This is a genomic window from Roseburia intestinalis L1-82, from assembly GCF_900537995.1.
GTDB classification, from domain to species: domain Bacteria; phylum Bacillota; class Clostridia; order Lachnospirales; family Lachnospiraceae; genus Roseburia; species Roseburia intestinalis.
The window spans coordinates 3,078,526-3,100,088 of sequence record NZ_LR027880.1 but is presented as its reverse complement, the minus strand read 5'-3'; the positions used below and the strand labels follow the sequence as shown (position 1 = coordinate 3,100,088).

Annotated in this window: 18 protein-coding genes and 1 riboswitch; of the genes, 17 read left to right on the top strand and 1 reads right to left on the bottom strand. The window is 44.6% G+C overall.

What is annotated here, in order from left to right:
• Positions 1–17: 17 nt before the first annotated feature.
• The 5 genes from dnaJ to RIL182_RS14630 all read left to right on the top strand — a co-directional run bounded on the left by dnaJ (position 18) and on the right by RIL182_RS14630 (position 5,677).
• Complete coding sequence (gene dnaJ, locus RIL182_RS14655; protein WP_006857010.1) at positions 18–1,196, top strand: molecular chaperone DnaJ; 1,179 nt, start codon at positions 18–20, stop codon at positions 1,194–1,196.
• A gap of 236 nt (positions 1,197–1,432) precedes the next feature.
• Positions 1,433–2,287 carry a putative manganese transporter gene (locus RIL182_RS14645; protein WP_022112749.1) on the top strand — a complete coding sequence of 285 codons (855 nt, stop codon included), beginning with the start codon at positions 1,433–1,435 and terminating at the stop codon, positions 2,285–2,287.
• 28 nt (positions 2,288–2,315) lie between these two features.
• Positions 2,316–2,729, top strand: a complete 414-nt coding sequence (locus RIL182_RS14640) for a Fur family transcriptional regulator (protein WP_006857011.1) — start codon at positions 2,316–2,318, stop codon at positions 2,727–2,729.
• A gap of 73 nt (positions 2,730–2,802) precedes the next feature.
• Positions 2,803–3,891: a M23 family metallopeptidase gene (locus tag RIL182_RS14635; protein WP_015560071.1), complete on the top strand. Its 1,089-nt coding sequence runs from the start codon at positions 2,803–2,805 to the stop codon at positions 3,889–3,891.
• A gap of 115 nt (positions 3,892–4,006) precedes the next feature.
• Positions 4,007–5,677 (top strand): ABC transporter substrate binding protein, encoded by a 1,671-nt coding sequence (locus tag RIL182_RS14630; protein WP_242655558.1) that lies wholly within the window; start codon positions 4,007–4,009, stop codon positions 5,675–5,677.
• Between the two features lie 102 nt (positions 5,678–5,779).
• On the opposite strand, the gene typA is transcribed toward RIL182_RS14630, so the two are convergent.
• On the bottom strand, positions 5,780–7,618 hold the full coding sequence (gene typA, locus RIL182_RS14625; protein ID WP_044998981.1) for a translational GTPase TypA: 1,839 nt from the start codon (positions 7,616–7,618) through the stop codon (positions 5,780–5,782).
• Between the two features lie 288 nt (positions 7,619–7,906).
• Here typA and RIL182_RS14620 point away from each other — a divergent pair, with 288 nt between their 5' ends.
• The 12 genes from RIL182_RS14620 (at position 7,907) to RIL182_RS21350 (ending at position 21,549) form a co-directional block, all read left to right on the top strand.
• Entirely contained in the window at positions 7,907–8,542 is a 636-nt protein-coding gene (locus RIL182_RS14620; protein ID WP_006857013.1) for a single-stranded DNA-binding protein, read from the top strand.
• Between the two features lie 41 nt (positions 8,543–8,583).
• Positions 8,584–8,771, top strand: a riboswitch (Lysine riboswitch).
• A gap of 165 nt (positions 8,772–8,936) precedes the next feature.
• Positions 8,937–9,827, top strand: coding sequence for a 4-hydroxy-tetrahydrodipicolinate synthase (dapA, locus tag RIL182_RS14615; protein ID WP_006857014.1), 891 nt, complete (start codon positions 8,937–8,939; stop codon positions 9,825–9,827).
• Positions 9,828–9,931: 104 nt separating this feature from the next.
• Positions 9,932–10,699: a 4-hydroxy-tetrahydrodipicolinate reductase gene (gene dapB / locus RIL182_RS14610; protein WP_044998983.1), complete on the top strand. Its 768-nt coding sequence runs from the start codon at positions 9,932–9,934 to the stop codon at positions 10,697–10,699.
• 96 nt (positions 10,700–10,795) lie between these two features.
• Positions 10,796–12,760: a fructose-bisphosphatase class III gene (locus tag RIL182_RS14605; protein WP_006857016.1), complete on the top strand. Its 1,965-nt coding sequence runs from the start codon at positions 10,796–10,798 to the stop codon at positions 12,758–12,760.
• 83 nt (positions 12,761–12,843) lie between these two features.
• The gene (locus RIL182_RS14600; RefSeq protein ID WP_242655559.1) at positions 12,844–13,671 is read left to right on the top strand and encodes a deoxyribonuclease IV; all 828 of its coding nucleotides are present in this window, start codon (positions 12,844–12,846) and stop codon (positions 13,669–13,671) included.
• A 585-nt stretch (positions 13,672–14,256) separates the two neighbouring features.
• Positions 14,257–15,711 carry an aminotransferase class I/II-fold pyridoxal phosphate-dependent enzyme gene (locus RIL182_RS14595; RefSeq protein WP_015560075.1) on the top strand — a complete coding sequence of 485 codons (1,455 nt, stop codon included), beginning with the start codon at positions 14,257–14,259 and terminating at the stop codon, positions 15,709–15,711.
• Positions 15,712–15,778: 67 nt separating this feature from the next.
• Complete coding sequence (speE, locus tag RIL182_RS14590) at positions 15,779–16,642, top strand: polyamine aminopropyltransferase (RefSeq protein ID WP_006857017.1); 864 nt, start codon at positions 15,779–15,781, stop codon at positions 16,640–16,642.
• A 97-nt stretch (positions 16,643–16,739) separates the two neighbouring features.
• The gene (locus RIL182_RS14585) at positions 16,740–17,999 is read left to right on the top strand and encodes a saccharopine dehydrogenase family protein (RefSeq protein ID WP_006857018.1); all 1,260 of its coding nucleotides are present in this window, start codon (positions 16,740–16,742) and stop codon (positions 17,997–17,999) included.
• Positions 18,000–18,086: 87 nt separating this feature from the next.
• Positions 18,087–19,220 carry a carboxynorspermidine decarboxylase gene (gene nspC / locus RIL182_RS14580; protein WP_006857019.1) on the top strand — a complete coding sequence of 378 codons (1,134 nt, stop codon included), beginning with the start codon at positions 18,087–18,089 and terminating at the stop codon, positions 19,218–19,220.
• Positions 19,192–20,415 carry an agmatine deiminase gene (gene aguA / locus RIL182_RS14575; RefSeq protein ID WP_006857020.1) on the top strand — a complete coding sequence of 408 codons (1,224 nt, stop codon included), beginning with the start codon at positions 19,192–19,194 and terminating at the stop codon, positions 20,413–20,415. The genes nspC and aguA overlap by 29 nt, the downstream gene beginning before the upstream one ends.
• A gap of 77 nt (positions 20,416–20,492) precedes the next feature.
• Complete coding sequence (aguB, locus tag RIL182_RS14570; protein WP_006857021.1) at positions 20,493–21,383, top strand: N-carbamoylputrescine amidase; 891 nt, start codon at positions 20,493–20,495, stop codon at positions 21,381–21,383.
• Between the two features lie 16 nt (positions 21,384–21,399).
• Positions 21,400–21,549: a hypothetical protein gene (locus tag RIL182_RS21350; RefSeq protein ID WP_006857022.1), complete on the top strand. Its 150-nt coding sequence runs from the start codon at positions 21,400–21,402 to the stop codon at positions 21,547–21,549.
• Positions 21,550–21,563 lie beyond the last annotated feature (14 nt).

The following is a 21,563-nucleotide window of genomic DNA, read 5'->3' as shown; positions in this document are numbered from 1 at the left end:
TGAGAGAGGAAAACGTTATGGCAGATAAGAGAGATTATTATGAAGTCTTAGGCGTGAGTAAAACGGCAACAGATGCTGAGATCAAAAAAGCGTTCCGTGTGCTTGCCAAAAAGTATCACCCGGATATGAACCCTGGAGATAAGGAAGCGGAGGCAAAGTTCAAGGAAGCACAGGAAGCATATGCTGTGCTCAGTGATGCAGAAAAGAGAAAACAGTACGATCAGTTTGGTCATGCAGCATTTGATGGTGGTGCCGGCGGAGCAGGCGGATTTGATTTCTCCGGTATGGATATGGGAGATATCTTTGGAGATATTTTTGGAGATTTCTTTGGCGGCGGATCCAGAAGACGTGGCAACGATGGTCCGATGAAAGGACAGAATCTGCGCACCAGTGTCCGTATTACATTTGAGGAAGCTGTATTTGGCTGTGAGAAAGAGATCGAGATGGTCTTAAAGGATGAGTGCCAGAAGTGTCATGGTACCGGTGCAAAACCGGGAACCACACCAGAGACCTGTCCGAAATGTGGTGGTAAAGGTAAAGTCGTATTTACCCAGCAGTCCTTCTTTGGAACCGTACAGAATGTACAGACCTGTCCGGACTGCGGTGGTTCCGGAAAGATGATCAAGGATAAATGTCCGGATTGCCGTGGAACCGGATATATCTCAAATAAAAAGAAAATCCAGGTATCGATCCCTGCGGGAATTGACAATGGACAGAGTGTAAGGATCCGTGAAAAAGGGGAACCGGGTATCAACGGCGGACCGCGTGGGGATCTGCTAGTAGAGGTAGTTGTATCACGTCATCCGATCTTCCAGCGTCAGGATATGAACATTTATTCTACCGTGCCGATTTCCTTTGCTCAGGCGGCATTAGGCGGTGAGGTGCGTATCAACACCGTGGATGGAGACGTCTTATACGAGGTAAAAGCAGGAACACAGACAGACACAAGAATCCGCCTGAAGGGAAAAGGCGTACCGTCTCTGCGAAACAAAGCAGTGCGTGGTGACCATTATGTTACATTGGTGGTTCAGGTTCCGGCTTCCTTAAATGCAGAAGCAAAAGAGGCATTGCGTAAGTTTGATGAAGTTACCGGTAATACATTAAAGAAGTCAGCAGAGGGCACTGGTACAGCAGAAAAGCCGAAAAAGAAAAAAGGATTCATGGATAAGATAAAAGAATCTTTAGATGATATCTAAAATTTATTAATATGGATGAAAAACAGGGGCAGAGCATGGAGCTTGCCTCTATTTTTTTGATTCATAGGAAATTACATCCTATGAATCAAAATCTCTTTCGGGAAAAGCTTGACATTCTAATATTTCTGCGTATAATAAAAATGCAAACAAGTTGCAAATACAAACTGATTGCAAATACGAATTGGTCGCAAATGTAAGAAATCGACATACATGTCATGTAGGAAATGGGGCGCAATATGTTAGATATTATTTTAGATACTTTATTAGATAGTGTAAAATTACTTCCGTTTTTGTTTATCACATACCTTTTGATGGAAGAGTTAGAGCATAAGACTGGAGGAAAGGCAAAGAACCGTATCAGGAGCGCTGGAAAAAGCGGCCCTGTTTGGGGTGCATTGCTTGGAGTGATCCCACAGTGTGGCTTTTCTGCAGCGGCGTCAAGCCTCTATGCGGGACATGTGATCACAGTCGGAACACTGCTTGCGATTTTCTTATCGACCTCCGATGAGATGCTTCCGATCATGATCTCAGAGGCGGTTGCACCTGTCGTGATCGTTAAGATCCTTGCAGCTAAGGTCATCATTGGTATGATTTCCGGACTTGTTGTGGAGTTTTTATATGTGGGTGTGATGAAAAAGCATGAAAAAGAAATGGACATCCATGTGGTATGTGAGGAAGAACACTGCAGCTGCGAGGACGGCATTTTCCGGTCTGCATTCAAACATACCTTAAAGATTTTTGCGTATATTCTGATCATTTCTTTCCTTTTAAATGTAGTGATCGGGTTCATCGGGGAAGATACACTTGCAGGCTTTTTTACTGCAATGCCGCTTGTGGGTGAGGCAGTAGCAGCACTTGTCGGACTGATCCCAAATTGTGCATCCTCAGTTGTGATCACAGAACTTTATTTAGGCGGTATCATCGGAGCGGGCGCCATGATGTCTGGACTGCTTGTGAATGCCGGCGTCGGACTGTTAGTTTTGTTCCGTCTGAACCGTGACTGGAAGCAGAATGCCGGAATTGTTGCGGCTTTGTATGGACTTGGCGTGTTCTGGGGTGTTATCATAAGAGTGTGTGGGATTGTGTTTTAAATAAAGGAAACAGGAAGGGACGAGGAATATGCCGGGAAGTGGTTATGCGACGATCAGCCGTAAAAAGATTTTGGAATTTTTAAAGAAGAACAGTGACCGGACAGTCGCTGTGGCGGATATCGACCATTATCTGAAAGCGCAGGACTGTGAGGTCAATATCACGACGATCTACCGTTATTTAGATAAGCTGGCAAAGGATGGCACGGTAATCAAATACGTTGCCGAAAAGGGCAATCAGGCGGTATATCAGTATGTGGAATTAGGACACCACTGTGAGGAACATCTGCATCTGCAGTGTGTGAAATGTGGGAAGATCATCCATCTGGAATGTGAGTTTATGGATGAAATCTCAGAGCACATTTTAAAAGATCACGGGTTTAAACTGCAGTGCAAAAATTCAATTTTGTATGGAATGTGCAGTGCGTGCCAGAAAAGTAAATAATAAAAATGCATGATTATTTTTCATCCCGCCTCATATAATGAATGGAAAAGAATGGCAGGGTAGGAGGAGTGTCATGAACATGATATCAGCAGGCAGGAAAACCTGGTGCCAGCGTATTAAAGCAGCCATTATTTTAGAGGGAGTCATCCTTCTTATGGCTGCTTTTATTTTATGGGAAAATACGGCAGGAACAGGGGGGAAAACAGTTACTGCCACATCGGACGGGACGATCCGGTGGGTGGATTTTAATGTGTCTTATGAGGCGTTGTGCAAGGCATATGAGTGTGACGTGGACACATATGGAAGTGAAATGCATATCGACTGGATCGACTTACTTTCTTATGTGGCAGCGAAAAATGGCGGGGAGTTTGGCGCGACAGCAGTGTCAGAACTGAATGAGGCGGCAGAGAAAGTGAAAAATAAGGAGCTGACATTTGATGAGGCGGCAGAGAAGCTCAAGTATTTTTCCTATTATAAGGAGGCATATTCGGCGGTGCTTGGCGGTCTGGTCGGCGAGTATGAGATACAGGAGAGTGAGGGTGGTCCCTATGTGAAAAAATATGGACTGAAAGCATTTTCCCCGATCGCAAAGGGATTTCCGTACAGTGATTATGATGATTTTGGCGTGTCGAGAAGCTATGGATATAAAAGACAGCATTTAGGACATGATATGATGGGACAGATCGGTACGCCTGTGATCTGCATTGAAACAGGATATGTGGAGGCTCTGGGCTGGAATCAGTACGGAGGCTGGCGTGTTGGAATCCGCAGTCCGGATAAAAAGCGATATTATTATTATGCGCATCTGCGTCAGGATTACCCATATCAGGCAAAATTAAAAGAGGGAGATCTTGTGACGGCAGGGGATGTGATCGGCTATATGGGGCACACCGGTTACAGTACAAAAGAAAATGTCAACAATATAGATACTGTACATCTTCATTACGGACTCGAACTGATCTTTGATGAGGAGTGGAGGGAGAGTGGGCATGAGATTTGGGTGGACTGTTATAATCTGACACGGTTTTTATATAAAAACCGTTCCGAAGTGCACAAAGTGAAAGGAACGAAAGAGTGGAAGAGGACTTTTGATATGAAGGAAAATTATTTACAGCGGGAGAAAAAACAGAAAGAAAAATTGGAAAAAAGTGACAAAAAATGATGAATTATGTTGACTTTTTATACAATTGGGTGGAAAATTTAGATTATAGTTTGAAGAAATTAAAATATAAACATACAGAATGAAAGTTATGCTGCATAAAAATCGGGGGACACATATGAAAAATCATAAAGTAGAAAAAGGCTGCATTTTAGCAGTAATTCTTTTTGTGCTGCTATGTATAGGGGGGAGTTTTCCGGTCAATGCAAAAGAAACAGGAAGAGGACGTGTGCTGTTCATCAGTTCCTATTCCTATGCATGGGAGACGATTCCACAGCAGATTGAGGGAATCAAAAAGTCGTTGGGAGATGATGTGACCATAGACTATAAGTTTATGGATACCAAAAATGTTGATACGGCGGAAAATGTACATTTATTTTACAAGAGCCTGAGTTATTATTTAAGCCAGGTACCAGCTTATGACGTGGTCATAGTGGGAGATGATGCGGCGTATAATTTTGTGCTTGTATATCGGAAAATTTTTGGGAATACGCCGATTGTTTTTGAAGGGGTCAATAATGTTTCAAAAGCGCTGGCGATGGATTACAATCCCAATGTAACAGGAATCATAGAAAATCAGACTTATGGAAATACCATAGCACTTGCCAAAAAGATATATCCGGAAGCAGCACATATTGTTGCAATTGTTGACAATACGGTAACCGGGCTTAGTGCAAGAAAGGAATTTTATTCTTACAAAGATGAATTTCCGGATCTGGAGTTTAGTGATATCAATGCATCAGAATTTTCACAGAAAGATCTGATTAAGAGCGTAGAATCTTTCGATGAGAGTACGATTCTTTTATATATTTTATGCAGTAATGATAAGGATGGAAATGTTTATGCATCGGCAGAGTCTGTCCAGATGCTGAGCAGCCGGGCACATATTCCCATGTTTTCCGGTATATCGATAGGTATGGGGAAAGGACTGCTTGGAGGTGAGATCGTTTCCCATGAAGAGATGGGCGAGATCGCCGGGGAGATGGCTCTTAAAATTTTAAATGGTGAACCATGTGAGAATATGGATGTCATAACAGATTCACCGATGACATATTGCTTTGATGAGACGGTTATGAAGCGTTTTGGAATTTCGCGCAGCATGTTACCGGATGATGCAAAGATCATCAATCACGAAGAAACTTTTATGGAGCAGTATGGAAAAGTGATCCGTATCACATCTGTGATCGGTGGGATCATGGTTTTGTTTATCATCTGGCTTGTCCGGGATAATATGCATAAAAGAAAAGTAAACGATACGATCAGCTCGCTCAATAAAAAATTAAATTTTATGGCGCGCTATGATGCGCTGACTTCACTTTTGAACCGGCGTGTGTTTATGGAAGACCTGCAGTACCGGATCAGGGAAAAAGAACCGTTTGGGCTGATCATGTTCGATATGGATAATTTTAAGCGGGTCAATGATGTCTATGGACACAACGAAGGGGATGCGGTGCTTAAGGAAATGGCTGCGCGTGCCGGAGCACTGGTGGATGACGTATTCGAGGTTTACCGGCTGGCGGGGGATGAATTTGTTGCAATTGTGCAAAGCGGTCAGAAAGAAGTGATAGATTCCTATGCAATGAAGATTTTAGACACATTTAAAATACCTTATCGGATTGCCGGTGGAGAGCAGTATCTGGCATCGAGTATCGGCATTGCGGTGTATCCGAAAGATGGAAAGAACAGTACAGAAGTGATCGCTGCGGCGGATCATGCAATGTATAAAGTAAAGAAAAACGGAAAGAACAGCCGGGCATTTTACGATGCCGATATGGAAGAACAGTCGTGAGAAAATAATAAATATTACAGATTGTGAGAAAAAGTGCTGCCATAAACAAAAAGATGATTCGTACCTGCGGGAGTACAAATCATCTTTTTTGTTAGTGAAAAATTATTTTTTCATATTAGCACGTTTGCGTAAGGTTGGATCTAAGATACGCTTACGGATACGAAGGCTCTCCGGTGTTACCTCAAGAAGCTCATCGACATCGATGAAGTCAAGCGCCTGCTCTAAACTTAAAACTTTTGGCGGAACCAGTGTCAGTGCTTCATCAGCAGAAGAAGAACGTGTATTGGTAAGATGTTTTTTCTTACATACGTTTAACTCGATATCCTCAGCTCTTGCACAGGAACCGATGACCATTCCGGCATAAACTTTTTCGCCAGGTCCGATAAATAAAGTACCGCGGTCCTGGGCAGAGAACAGACCATAAGTTACGGATTCGCCGGATTCAAATGCGATCAGGGAACCAAGTTTACGGTATGCGATCTCACCACGGTAAGGAGCATAGCCGTTGAAAATGGTATTGATGATACCGTTTCCTTTGGTGTCTGTCATGAAATCTCCACGGTAACCGATGAGACCACGGGATGGAATATTAAACTCCAGACGGGTGTAACCGCCGGTGATCGGTTTCATATTGACAAGCTCACCTTTACGCTGGCTTAATTTATCGATAACAGTACCGGTAAACTCATCCGGGACATCGACGTAAGCGATCTCCATAGGCTCTGTCTTTTTGCCGTTCTCGTCTGTGTGGTATAAAACTTCTGCTTTGCTGACTGCAAACTCATAACCTTCACGGCGCATGTTCTCAACTAAAACGGATAAGTGAAGCTCACCACGGCCGGATACTTTGTAGCAGTCCGGACTCTCTGTCTCTTCTACACGCAGAGAAACATCGGTATTTAATTCTTTGAACAGACGGTCTCTTAAATGGCGGGAAGTGATGAATTTACCTTCCTGTCCGGCGAGCGGGCTGTCGTTTACCATGAAGTTCATGGAAAGCGTAGGCTCAGAAATCTTCTGGAACGGTATTGCAACCGGATTTTCCGGTGCACAGATCGTATCTCCGATGTGGATATCTGCGATACCGGAGATTGCTACGATCGATCCGATCTTTGCTTCTGCGACATCTACTTTATTTAAGCCGTCAAATTCATATAATTTGCTGATGCGGACTTTTTTCTGTTTGTCCGGTTCATGATGGTTTACCACAACAGCTTCCTGATTTACTTTTAAGCATCCGTTGTCGACTTTACCGATACCGATACGTCCGACATACTCGTTGTAATCGATGGTACTGATGAGTACCTGTGTGTTTGCATCCGGATCACCTTCTGGAGCCGGAATGTAATCAATGATAGTCTCAAACAGAGGTGTCATATCTTTTTTGTTATTTACAAGATCTCCGATCTCGCGAACGGCATAGCCGTCTCTTGCAGATGCAAACAGGAACGGACAGTCTAACTGCTCATCGGATGCGTCTAAGTCCATGAATAACTCAAGTACTTCATCGACAACCTCGTTCGGGCGGGCTTCCGGACGGTCTACTTTATTTAAACATACGATAACCGGAAGAGAAAGTTCTAATGCTTTCATCAGTACGAATTTGGTCTGAGGCATAACACCCTCGAATGCGTCAACGACAAGGATAACACCGTTTACCATTTTAAGGACACGCTCAACCTCACCACCAAAGTCCGCATGACCAGGAGTATCGATGACATTGATCTTTGTACCTTTATAGGTAATGGCTGTGTTTTTTGAAAGGATCGTGATACCACGTTCTCTCTCGATATCATTGGAGTCCATGACACGTTCCTGAACTTCCTGATTCGCGCGGAATACGCCGCTCTGCTTTAGCAGCTCATCGACCAGAGTTGTTTTACCGTGGTCAACGTGTGCAATAATGGCAATATTACGGACATCTTCACGTTTCATTTTCATATACAAAATCTCTCTTTCCTGTGTGAAATGTATTAACTGTAACATAAGGTTAAAAAACCAACCTATATATTTTATCATATTTGTGGGATTCTGCAATATTTTTTTATTCAAAAACCTGACAAAAGTTGTCATTACATTCGTTTTCTTATCGACATGTTCCATGAAAATTTGAATGTGATACATGGTAAAAATATTATGTCAGGCAGGTCATACCGGGCAGAAACGGTTCGAAAAGAAAAAACGCACAAAAAAATATAGGTGTATGACCGCAAGGAAGGGAGAATATTCATGGCAGATAAAATGTTTGAAAACAACCAGGTGTCGATCGTGGGGGAGATTGTATCGGATTTCCGGTTCAGCCACGAAGTGTACGGAGAGGGATTTTATATGGTCGATGTGGCAGTCAACCGTCTCAGCAATTATATGGATTACATACCATTGATGATTTCGGAACGATTGATCGATGTCAATGAGGACATGGTCGGACAGAATATTTATGTGACAGGACAGTTCCGCTCATTCAACCGGCACGAGGAAAAGAAAAACCGGCTTGTACTTTCCGTTTTTGTGAGAGAACTGGAATTTTTAGACGAGATTGACGATGAGGTAAAGAGCAACCAGATCTTTTTAGACGGCTATGTATGTAAGGAGCCAATTTACCGGAAAACACCGCTTGGAAGAGAGATCGCAGATCTTCTGATCGCTGTGAACCGCTCTTATGGAAAATCAGATTACATTCCGTGCATCTGCTGGGGACGAAATGCAAGATTTGCCTCCGGTTTTGATGTGGGCGGACATGTGCAGATCTGGGGCAGGATCCAGAGCCGCGAATATGTCAAAAAATTATCGGAGACGCAGACGGAAAAAAGGGTTGCATACGAAGTATCCGTCAGCAAAATTGATTTTTTAGAGGAATTGGATTGACAGTAGAAATAGATGGTGCTATGATTGCTAAAAGATACATATTGCTTGATAGAGGTTGCGTGCTTTAAGAGTAGTTTTCCGGATGTGGCAGAAGCAGAGGATGGAGGATAAAAGGAAAGAACGCCGAAGGAGTATATTTGCTGCGGATATGTTCCTGGGCATAAGGTAAAGAACCTTATGACTGTCATCTTAAGCTGAAATGGCAGAAAGATGGGGCGCTATCGGATTCGACATATACTGGGTAATACATATGATTAGAATTTACGAACCGGCTCATCAGAGTCGGTTTTTTTAATTCATAGGGAAATTACGTCCTATGAATAAATAAAATACCGTGTGCACAAAGCAGTGTATCCTAACGTATCATAATACAGGAACCAGGAGGATTATTAATATGTCTATTTTTAAAGGAGCCGGTGTGGCAATCGTAACACCAATGAAAAACAATGAGGAAGTAAATTATGACAGATTAGAGCAGATGATCGAGTATCAGATCAATCAGGGAACGGACTGTATCATTATCGCAGGTACAACAGGTGAGAGCTCTACGCTGACGACAGAAGAGCATGCAGAGGTGATCAAAGCTGCTGTTAAATTTGCAAAACACCGTATTCCGGTCGTTGCAGGAACCGGTTCAAACTGTACCAGAGAGGCAATCCACCTTTCGGAAGAAGCGGAAAAAGCCGGCGTGGATGGACTGCTCTGCGTAACTCCATATTATAACAAAGCAACACAGGGAGGTCTGATCCGCTACTACACAGAGATTGCAAATTCTGTAAAACTTCCTATTATCATGTACAATGTTCCAAGCCGTACCGGATGCAATATCCTTCCGGAGACAGCTGCAAAACTGTACCATGATGTTGAAAACATCGTTGCGATCAAAGAGGCAACCGGAAATGTTGCACAGGCAGCAAAGACCATGTATTTAACGGATGGAAAGCTTGATCTGTATTCCGGCGAGGATGGAATCGTAGTACCGTTAATGTCGATCGGAGCAATCGGTGTGATCTCCGTATGGTCAAACGTGGCACCGAAGGATGTACATGATATGTGTATGGCATTCTTTGACGGAGATACGAAAAAAGCAATGGAGATCCAGCTAAAGGCACAGCCGCTCATTGAGGCGCTGTTCTCCGAAGTGAACCCGATCCCTGTTAAGAAAGCGCTGAATCTGATGGGCATGGAGGCAGGACCGCTTCGTTCCCCGCTCACAGAGATGACAGATGCCAATGCTGCAAAACTTGCGGAAACAATGAAGAATTATGGGATCAAGCTGGCGTAAGGGGCAGTGGAACACGGAAAGCCAGATTTGAAAAAACACCGGAAATGTTGGTTCGCAGCGTTTCCGGTGTTGCTTTAAATAAAGAAAAGAGAGGAAAAAACAATATGATAAGAGCAATTATGAGTGGATGCAACGGAAAAATGGGACAGGTGATCACAGGGATCTGCAAGGAGGATGCAGAGATTGAGATCGTGGCAGGAATCGATCTCTACGATGGCATCAAAAACGATTACCCGGTATTCCCCAATATCTCTGTCTGTGATGTGGCAGCGGATGTGATCATTGATTTTTCCAATGCAAAAGCAGTGGATGATCTTTTGGTATATAGTGTGGACAAGCAGATCCCGGTAGTACTCTGCACGACAGGACTTTCTGAGGAGCAGTTAAAAAAGGTGGACGGGGCATCGAAAAAAGTTGCCGTATTAAAATCTGCCAACATGTCGCTTGGAATCAATATGTTAATGGAACTGTTAAAACAGGCTGCAACCATTTTAGCACCGGCCGGTTTTGATATGGAGATCGTCGAAAAACACCACAACCAGAAACTGGATGCGCCGAGCGGTACGGCACTTGCACTTGCCGATTCCATGAATGAGGCGCTTGGCAATGCATATACCTATACTTATGACCGCAGCAAAGAGCGCAAAAAGAGAGAAAAAACAGAGATCGGTATCTCTGCAGTGCGCGGCGGCAGCATCGTAGGAGAACATGAGGTGATCTTTGCAGGACTTGATGAGGTGATCGAGTTTAAGCATACTGCATATTCCAGAAGTGTATTTGCAAAAGGAGCTGTTCAGGCAGCAAAATTCCTGTCCGGAAAACCGGCGGGATTCTATGATATGGGGGATGTGATCAAGGCTACGATCGCGTAGAGCATTGACAATAAATTAACGTTGGTTGCCCCCGCTCATTTCCTATGATAAGATAAAAAAGCAGCAAATGAACGTGAAAAAGAAATGAGGAATACTATGGGGCAGACCGACCTGCGTTATTTAAAAAGTTTATCAAATCAGTATCCGACCATTGCCACAGCGGCGACAGAGATTATCAATTTACAGGCGATTCTTAGCCTGCCAAAAGCAACAGAACATTTTATCACAGATGTGCACGGGGAGTACGACCAGTTTTTACATGTGCTAAAAAATGGATCCGGTGCCATCAAGCGGAAAATAGAGGATGAATTTGGCAATGCAATCAGCGCGGCGGAGAAAAAAGCGATCGCCACGCTGATCTATTACCCGGAACAGAAGTTGGAACAGGTGTTAAAGACGGAAGATAATTTGGAGGACTGGTACAAAGTCACCTTATACCGCCTGATCCGCATCTGTAAAAATGCATCTTCCAAGTATACAAGGTCAAAAGTGCGGAAAGCACTTCCAAAAGACTTTGCCTATGTGATTGAGGAACTTTTGACCGGCAGACAGGAGATATCCGATCAGGAGGCATATTATAATGAAATTATCCGGTCGGTCATCCGCACCGGAAGGGCGGCGGAGCTTGTGATCGCGTTCTGTAATCTGATCCGCCGGCTTGTTGTGGATCATCTGCATGTGGTCGGGGATATTTTTGACAGGGGACCATATCCGAATCTGATCATGGACACACTGATGGAGCATCACTCTGTGGACATCCAGTGGGGCAATCACGATGTGTACTGGATGGGAGCGGCGTCGGGCAGTGCGGCATGCATCTGTAATGTGATCCGCATTTCTGCAAAATATGGAAACCTTGATCTGTTAGAGGACGGTTACGGGATTAATCTGGTGCCGCTGGCAAGATTTGCGATGAAGTGGTATGATAAGGATTCCTGTGACTGTTTTAAGCTGGATTACCGGGAAGATGAATATGATGTGCACGACGCATTTTTAGATGAAAAAATGCATAAGGCGATCACGATCATGCAGTTTAAACTGGAAGGTCAGCTGATCAAAGAAAACCCGGAATTTGAGATGGAGAAAAGACTTCTTCTCGATAAGATCAACATCGAAAAGGGGACCGTGTGTGTGGAGGAAACCGAGTATCCGCTCAAGGATGTCAGTTTTCCGACAATCGACTGGGAAGATCCATATCGTCTCTCAGAAGATGAGGCGGATGTGATGGAGCGTCTTGTGACTGCATTTGTGAACTGTGAAAAACTGCAGCGTCATGTGCGTTTTTTGTATACACAGGGAAGTCTTTACAAAGTATATAATGGAAATCTTCTCTATCATGGATGCGTGCCGCTGAATGAGGATGGCACGTTTACCAGAGTTAACGTTTTTGGAAAAGAATATGCCGGAAAAGAGCTTTATGATGTGCTTGAGGGCTATGCGCGAAAAGGCTATTATGCGATCGACCCGAAGGAGAAGAAAAAGGGACAGGACATTTTATGGTTTATCTGGGAAAACCAGAATTCCCCGGTGTTTGGAAAGGCAAAGATGACGACGTTTGAGCGTTATTTTATTGCAGATAAAATAACGCATCAGGAGCCGAAAAATCCTTATTACAGGCTGCTTGAAAAAGAGGAAGTGGTCAACCGGATTTTAGAGGAATTCGGGCTTGAAGGTGCGGAGGCGCACATCATTAACGGTCATATTCCGGTGGAGGCAAAAAAAGGAGAGTCTCCGGTCAAATGTAACGGAAAGCTTCTGATCATTGACGGCGGTTTTTCCAAGGCATATCAGCCAAAGACGGGGATTGCCGGATATACGCTGATTTATAATTCTTATGGTCTGGTGCTTGCGGCGCATGAACCGTTTGAATCGGTAGAAAAAGCGGTGCAGGACGGAAGCGATATCGTATCCCATACGGTTCTGGTGCAGCAGGTCGTGCGGAGAAAAACGGTTGCCGATACAGATATCGGAAAAAGTTTAAAAGAGTCGATCCATGATCTTGAGGAGCTGCTCGCGGCATACAGAGCGGGCACGATCGTGGAGAAGAACCGGGCAGAATAAAAGAGCATTCGCATATACAGACAGGAGTATTATTGTGCACAAAATTAAGGTGCGCGAAGCGCAATGCAGAAATGAGGATTGATATGTTAATAGGAAATCATTTATCCGCATCCAAAGGATATGCGGCGATGGGAAAGGCAGCGCTGGCGTTAGATGCCAATACCTTTGCTTTTTTTACAAGAAATCCGCGTGGCGGTAAGGCAAAAGAAATCGATGAAAAAGATGTGGAAAAGTTTTTAAATTTTGCAAAGGAGCACGAATTTGGAAAGATTGTTGCGCATGCGCCATATACGATGAACCTCTGCGCTGCAAAAGAGGATGTCCGTTCTTTTTCAAAGGAAATGCTGCTTGATGACTTAAAACGCATGGAGTATACACCGTACAATTATTATAATTTTCATCCGGGTGCCCATGTGGGACAAGGGGCGGAAAAAGGGATCGCATTGATTGCGGAAGCATTAAATGAAGCCTTGAAACCGGAGCAGACAACGACCGTTTTACTTGAGACGATGGCGGGAAAAGGAACTGAGGTTGGAAGAACGTTTGAGGAGTTAAGAGAAATCTTAGACCGTGTGGAATTAAACGATAAAATGGGAGTCTGCCTCGATACCTGCCATGTGTGGGATGGCGGTTATGACATTGTAAACGACCTTGACGATGTGTTAAATGAGTTTGACCGTGTGATCGGGCTCGACCGGCTGAAGGCAGTTCACTTTAATGACAGCATGAATGACTGTGGCTCCCACAAGGACCGTCATGCGAAGATCGGTGAGGGAAAGATCGGTGCAGAGGCGATGCGGCGCGTTGCATTGCACCCGCTTTTAGAAGGAAGACCGTTTATCTTAGAGACACCGAACGATGATGAGGGGTACAGACGGGAGATACAGATGGTCCGGGAGTGGACGCGGTAAGATCGCTGCAAACCTGAATAGAAAATAAAAATATCCTAAAATGAAATAAAAAAGAAAATACCAGAATTTTACAGAATACGTTATTGCATTTGCCATGTGTGTATGCTATACTTCAAATCACATGAATGCGAAAATTGTTTTCATGCAAATATTCGTTACAATAGATGGAAAAGGATCTATTGTTTGCCCACCAAGAGATTGGTTAAGCCCATACGGACAGGCGGGGCAACTGCCGATTGCGGTGTAAGCCGCGTTATTGATTGAGTTAGAAGCTCAAATTTTATAAGTTGATTACGGGGATGATACCCGGAATCCAATATCACTTGTGAAACGGTCAATAAGAGTAGTATACGCAAATATTTGCTGGCAAAGATGCCAACGCGGACTCTGGAGAAAATAGTTTTTGCAGAATGTAGATAGATTACATAAAGTATGACTATGATGATAACGACGATAGAAGAACAGGTGATGGATGCCTGTTCTTTTTTTTGCGTTTTTCAGCCTGACGGTAATGTCAGGGAAAAACATTTGATGAAAAGCAGAGCATGCAGATTTTTATGGAAGCCAAGGGGGATTTTTTTAGTCATGGACAAAGAGCAGCAGATGCGTGCGCCGGTTTATGAGGCACTGGAAAAGTTAAAAAAACGAAGAGTGGTGCCGTTTGATGTGCCGGGACATAAGAGAGGAAGGGGAAATCCGGAGCTGGTAGAGCTGTTGGGAGAAAAATGTGTGAGTCTGGATGTCAATTCCATGAAGCCGCTTGACAATCTCTGTCATCCGGTTTCGGTGATCAAGGAAGCGGAGGAGCTTGCCGCGGAGGCATTTCGCGCGGAACATGCATTTTTTATGGTTGGCGGAACCACTTCCTCCGTTCAGGGAATGGTGCTTTCCTGCTGTAAGGCAGGGGATAAGATCATTTTGCCGCGAAATGTGCACAAGAGTGTGATTAATGCACTGGTGCTCTGTGGAGCGATTCCGGTTTACGTCAATCCGGAGGTCGATGTGAAACTTGGCATTTCACTGGGAATGCAGGTGTCAGAGGTGGAACGTGCGATTTTGGAGAACCCGGATGCAGTAGCAGTTTTAGTCAACAATCCGACTTACTATGGAATCTGTTCGGATCTGCGGTCTATCGTGAGAGTGGCGCATGAACATCATATGCTGGTGCTGGTGGATGAGGCACATGGAACGCATCTGTATTTTGGGGAAAATCTTCCGGTATGTGCCATGGATGCTGGGGCGGATATGGCGTCTGTCTCCATGCACAAGTCGGGGGGAAGCCTGACGCAGAGCTCTCTTCTTCTGACCGGAAAGGGTGTGAACTGGGAATATGTCAGCCAGATCATCAATCTGACGCAGACGACGAGTGCATCTTATCTTCTGATGTCGAGCCTTGATATTTCGCGGAGAAACCTTGCCTTGCGAGGAAAGGAATCTTTTGCGAAAGTGGCACAGATGGCGGAGTACGCGAGGGATGAGATCAATTCTATCGGTGGATTTTATGCGTATGGCAAAGATATGGTAAACGGTGGCAGTGTCTATGATTTTGATGTGACAAAACTGTCTGTATATACGAGAGATATCGGGCTTGCAGGCATTGAGGTCTATGATCTGCTGCGGGATGAATATGATATTCAGATCGAGCTTGGAGATATCGCAAATATTCTTGCCTATATTTCCATCGGTGACCGGATACAGGATATTGAGCGGCTTGTGGGTGCACTTGCAGACATCAAACGGCTGTATTCGAAAGATCCGGCAAAAATGCTGAATACGGAATATATTAATCCGAAGGTTTTAGTGTCGCCGCAGGTGGCATTTTATTCGCAAAAGGAATCCATGCCGGTTCGTCAGACAGCGGGAAGGATCTGCGGTGAATTTGTCATGTGCTATCCGCCTGGAATTCCGATTTTAGCGCCGGGTGAGATGATCACGCCGGAGATCATTGAGTACATTGTTTATGCAAAAGAAAAGGGATGCTCTATGCAGGGAACGGAGGATCCGGAAGTTGAAAATCTGAATGTGCTTGCAAAGAAATAACAGCATAGATCAGCAAAAATAAAGATTCCTGTGAAAAGAAGATTTTTTCAAAAGAAGGGAGAAGATCATGGAACTTTGGTTTTCGGATTATCACACGGAAAAAGTCAAGGTGTCGGTCAAGGTGCAGAAACAGTTATTTGGTTTACAGACCGAGTTTCAGCGGATCGATGTGTTTGATTCGGATGAGTTTGGGCGTTTTTTAAGTTCCGACGGTAGTATTGTTTTTTCGGAAAAAGATGAGTTTGTCTATGATGAGATGATTGTGCATGTTCCGATGGCGGTGCATCCGCATGTGAAAAAGGTGTTAGTCATCGGCGGCGGTGACGGCGGCGTGGCACGAGAGCTTGGCTATTACGATGAGATAGAGCAGATCGATGTCGTGGAGCCGGATCGTGTATTTGTCGAGGTCTGCAAGGAATTTTTTCCGGACAATGCATGCGGGTTATCGGATGAACGCGTGACGGTGTACTATGAGGATGGATTGAAATTTTTGCGGATGAAACATGACGAGTATGATCTGATCATCAACGATGCGATTGATCCGCTTGGACATACTGCAGGACTGTTTACCAAGGAATTTTACGGAAACTGCTTCCGTGCCTTAAAAGATGACGGAATCATGGTATATCAGCATGGAAGTCCGTTTTACGATGAAGATGAGGAATCCTGCCGCGGTATGCACCGGAAAGCGAGTCATAGCTTTCCAATCAGCCGCGTGTATCAGGCACATATACCAACGTGTTCTTCCGGATACTGGCTGTTCGGGTTTGCGTCAAAGAAATATCATCCGCTCGATGATCTGGATGCAAAGCGCTGGAAAGAGCGGAAGATAAAAACCTGGTATTATACCACCAATCTGCACAAGGGAGCATTTATGCTGCCGCGATATGTGGAGGATATGTTAGAGGAAGAAGAAGGACGTAAGAAATAATAAAAATTAAATTAAAATTTATTTTTTCACACGCAAGATTTGTGCCCCGGCACAAACTTGAGATGCGCAAAAAGACAGCGCAGGAAAGGAGATTAAAATGGGAAGATTATTAATTATCGGATGTGGCGGAGTTGCAGGAGTTGCGATTCACAAATGCTGCCAGAACAGCAAAACTTTTACGGAGATCTGCATTGCGAGCAGAACAAAATCGAAATGTGACGCCTTAAAAGAGAAACTGGAAAAAACAACGGACACTGTCATCACAACAGCACAGGTGGATGCGGACAATACGGAGGAACTGATCGCCCTGATCAAAAAATATCAGCCGGATGCTGTGTTAAATGTTGCTTTGCCATATCAGGATTTAACAATTATGGATGCCTGCCTTGCATGCAAAGTAGACTATATCGATACCGCAAATTATGAGCCGGAGGATACGGATGACAAAGAATGGCGTGCCATCTATGAAAAACGCTGTAAAGAAGAGGGATTTACAGCATATTTTGACTATTCCTGGCAGTGGGCATACCGTGAAAAATTCAAAGAGGCAGGAATTACGGCATTGCTTGGAAGCGGGTTTGATCCGGGAGTGACCAGTGTATTTACCGCTTATGCCCTGAAACATTATTTCGATGAGATCGAGACGATTGATATCTTAGACTGTAACGGCGGCGACCACGGCTATCCGTTTGCAACCAATTTTAACCCGGAGATCAACCTGCGTGAGGTTTCCGCAAACGGTTCTTACTGGGAGAATGGTCACTGGGTAGAAACAAAACCAATGGAAATTAAAAGAGAATATAATTTCCCACAGGTTGGCGAGAAAGATATGTATCTGCTGCATCATGAGGAAATTGAGTCCCTTGCAAAAAATGTACCTGGAGTAAAGCGGATCCGTTTCTTTATGACCTTTGGACAGAGCTATCTGACACATATGAAATGTTTAGAAAATGTCGGAATGCTCTCAACATCACCGATCGAGTATGAGGGCAGGGAGATCGTACCAATCCAGTTCTTAAAAGCACTGCTTCCGGATCCGGCATCTTTAGGACCGCGCACGGTTGGAAAAACAAATATCGGCTGTATCTTTACGGGAAAAAAAGACGGAAAAGAAAAGACGATTTATATCTATAATGTCTGTGATCATCAGGAATGTTACAAAGAAGTCGGTTCCCAGGCAATTTCTTATACAACAGGTGTTCCGGCTATGATCGGTGCAGCGTTAGTTGTCGATAAAGTCTGGGACAAAGACGGTGTATTCAATATTGAAGAGTTTGATCCGGATCCGTTTATGGATATGTTAAACCAGTATGGTCTGCCATGGGTTGTGGACGAAAATCCGCAGACGGTGGCATAAAATAAGAATATGTGTGAAACGGGTTGGATAAAATTTTAAATTTGTCAGCTTTTGCGCAGCGGATTTTTGCAGAAATGGAGAATTATCATGAAATGGCAGGAGATTCCTACCCCGTGTTATGTGGTAGATGAAAAGAAGCTAAAACAAAATTTAAAAATATTGCAGAATTTGGAACAGGAAACCGGCTGCCATGTGCTTCTGGCACAGAAGGCATTTTCCATGTTTTCACTGTATCCGCTGATCGGGCAGTATATCAGCGGAACGACGGCGAGCGGAATCTTTGAGGCGCGCCTTGGAAAAGAGGAGATGGGAAAGGAAAATCATGTATTTGCACCGGCTTATAAGGAAAAAGATATGGAAGAACTGGTGCAGATCTGCGATCACGTTATTTTTAATTCCTTTGCGCAGTATGAAAAGTATCAGCACTATTTTTTGCAGCAGGAGTGCACTGCAAGTGCCGGGATCCGCGTGAACCCGGAGTGCTCCACACAGGAAGGGCATGAGATCTATGATCCATGCGGACCGGGATCAAGGCTTGGTGTGGTTAAAAGTGAATTTCCGGATCAACTGCCGGAGGGAATCGAAGGATTACATTTTCATACACTCTGCGAGCAGAATGCGGATGATCTGATCACGACCTGGCATGCGTTTGAGGAGAAGTTTGGCAGTTATTTAAAACAGGTAAAATGGCTGAACTTAGGCGGCGGTCATCATATTACAAGAGCAGACTATCAGTTGGATGAACTAAAGAAATTAATCTGTGAGATCAGGCGAAAATATAATGTCCGGGTCTACTTGGAACCGGGTGAGGCGATCGCATTAAATGCGGGCTATCTTGTCACGGAGGTTATGGATATCGTACACAATGGAATGGATATCCTGATTCTGGATGCATCGGCGGCATGCCACATGCCGGATGTGCTTGAAATGCCATATAGACCGCCGCTAAAAGACGGTTATCTGCCGGGCGAAAAGCCGCATACCTGCCGGCTTTCTTCCATGACCTGCCTTGCCGGGGATGTGATCGGTGATTACAGCTTTGCACAGAAAAAACAGGTGGGAGACCGTCTGGTCTTTGAGGATATGGCAATTTATTCCATGGTCAAAAACAATACATTTAACGGGATGCCGCTGCCCGGAATTGCAGTCTTACGGGAAGATGGAGATGTCGAGATGATAAAGGAGTTTGGTTATGAAGATTTCAAAGGCAGACTGTCCTAAGATGATAAAAGATACAACACCGGTACAGGACGGATTTTTCATGCCGGGTGAGTTTGAGCAGCATCAGGGATGTATCATGATCTGGCCAGAGCGTCCCGGTTCCTGGAGAAATGGCGCGAAGGAAGCAGAAACAGCGTTTTCAGCTGTGATCCGTGCAATCGCCGCGAGTGAGACAGTGTATGTCGCTGCCGGAAAAAAGGGGATTGACCATGCAAAAGCATTTGCGGAAAGTCTGAAAAAAGAAGAAAACTTACATCCGGTGGTTGTCTTTGAGATGGAGACCGATGATTCCTGGGCGCGGGATGTTGCGCCGACCTTTCTGGTAAACAGAACGGATGGAAAGATTTCAGACCTGACAGCAGCAGGAAATGGTACGGCGCAGACAGGTGATGATGTAAAAAACTCACAGGTGCGCGGTGTAAACTGGTCTTTTAATGCCTGGGGCGGTGAAGTGGATGGACTATATGCTTCTTATGAAAAAGACAATGCGTTTGCATGGAATTTCTGCAGAAAATTCGAGTTTGACTGTTATGATGCCGAACCGTTTGTGTTAGAGGGCGGTTCTATCCACAGCGACGGAGAGGGAACATTGCTTGTCACGGAGTCCTGTCTGCTCAGTGCGGGGAGAAACCCATCGCTTACAAAGGAGCAGATTGAAGAACAGTTAAAGTGTTACCTTGGCGTGGAGAAAGTTTTATGGCTGCCACGCGGGATCTATCAGGATGAGACCAACGAGCATGTGGACAATGTCTGTGCATTTCTAAGACCGGGTGAAGTTGTGCTTGCATGGACCAATAACCAGAATGATCCGCAGTATGCGATGTCGAAAGCGAGTTTTGATTATCTAAGTTCGGTGCGGGACGCAAAGGCCAGAAAGCTGATCATCCACAAACTTCCAATTCCGGATATTCCGGTCTGTATCACCAAAGAAGAACTCGAAGGATACGAATTTGAGGAAGGTGAAGATGTCAGGGAAGTCGGAGAACGGCTCGCCGCCTCCTATGTAAACTTTTATTTTTCCAACAATGCGGTAGTCATGCCTGTATTTGGCGGAGAAAACGAAGAAAGCGACCTGCGTGCACAGCAGATTATGGCAAAACTCTGCCCGGACAGAAAAATCATACCGGTGTACGCAAGAGACATACTGACAGGCGGTGGAAACATCCACTGTATTACACAGCAAATTCCCTTATAGGGAATTTATTGTACAACTTTCCGCATAGGAGAATTAATTCACTGTGCAAAAATAAAAAGAACAGAAAGGATACACGCATGAGACAGATAAAAGCAGCCGCAATTCAGATGAAATGCGACCTGGAGCACAAGAAAAACTTACAAAAAGCAGAACAAATGATCCGCAAAGCTGCCGCGGAAGGCGCAAATATCATTTTACTGCCGGAACTTTTTGAGCGGGAATATTTCTGCCAGCAGCGCAGATATGATTTTTACAGCTATGCAAGAACTGTGGAGGAGAGTGAAGCTGTGGCAATGGGAGTACGTCTTGCAAAAGAATTGGGCGTGGTGCTTCCAATCAGCTTTTATGAGCGTGATGTCAATAACCTCTATAATTCGATCGCATGCATTGATGGAGATGGAACGATCCTCGGTGTGTATCGGAAAATCCACATCCCGGATGATCATTATTATCAGGAAAAATTTTATTTTACACCGGGAGATACCGGATTTAAAGTGTTTGATACAAAATACGGTTGCATCGGTATTGGAATCTGCTGGGATCAGTGGTTCCCGGAGACAGCGCGCGCGATGGCGCTGCTCGGTGCAGAATTATTGTTTTACCCGACAGCGATCGGCTCGGAACCGATTTTAGAATGTGACAGTATGCCGCACTGGAGACGCTGCATGCAGGGACATGCGGCTGCGAATCTGATGCCTGTCATTGCCGCAAACCGGATCGGCAGGGAAGTAGTGCAGCCATGTGCGGAAAATGGCGGACAGGAGTCGGCACTGGAATTTTATGGTTCCTCATTTCTGACGGATGAAACAGGAGAGGTGATCTTAAGTGCTTCCAGAGATAAAGAAGAAATCCTGAGCCAGACCTATGAACTGGATGAACTTCGGGCAAAACGACTGGAATGGGGACTTTTCCGGGACAGAAGACCGGAATATTACGGAATCATAGCAGGAGAAAAAAACGGGAGATAGTGAGAACCAGACGGGATTGAAAAGACCGGAAGATAGTGGAAATCACACGGGACTGAAAAGACCGGAAGATAGTGGAAACCGCACAGGACTGAAAAAACAGAAAGATGAAAAAAACAGGTATGTTTTTGTCAGCAGGGAGCAGGGAAAGCTCATTGCTGACATTTGAAACATACCTGTTTT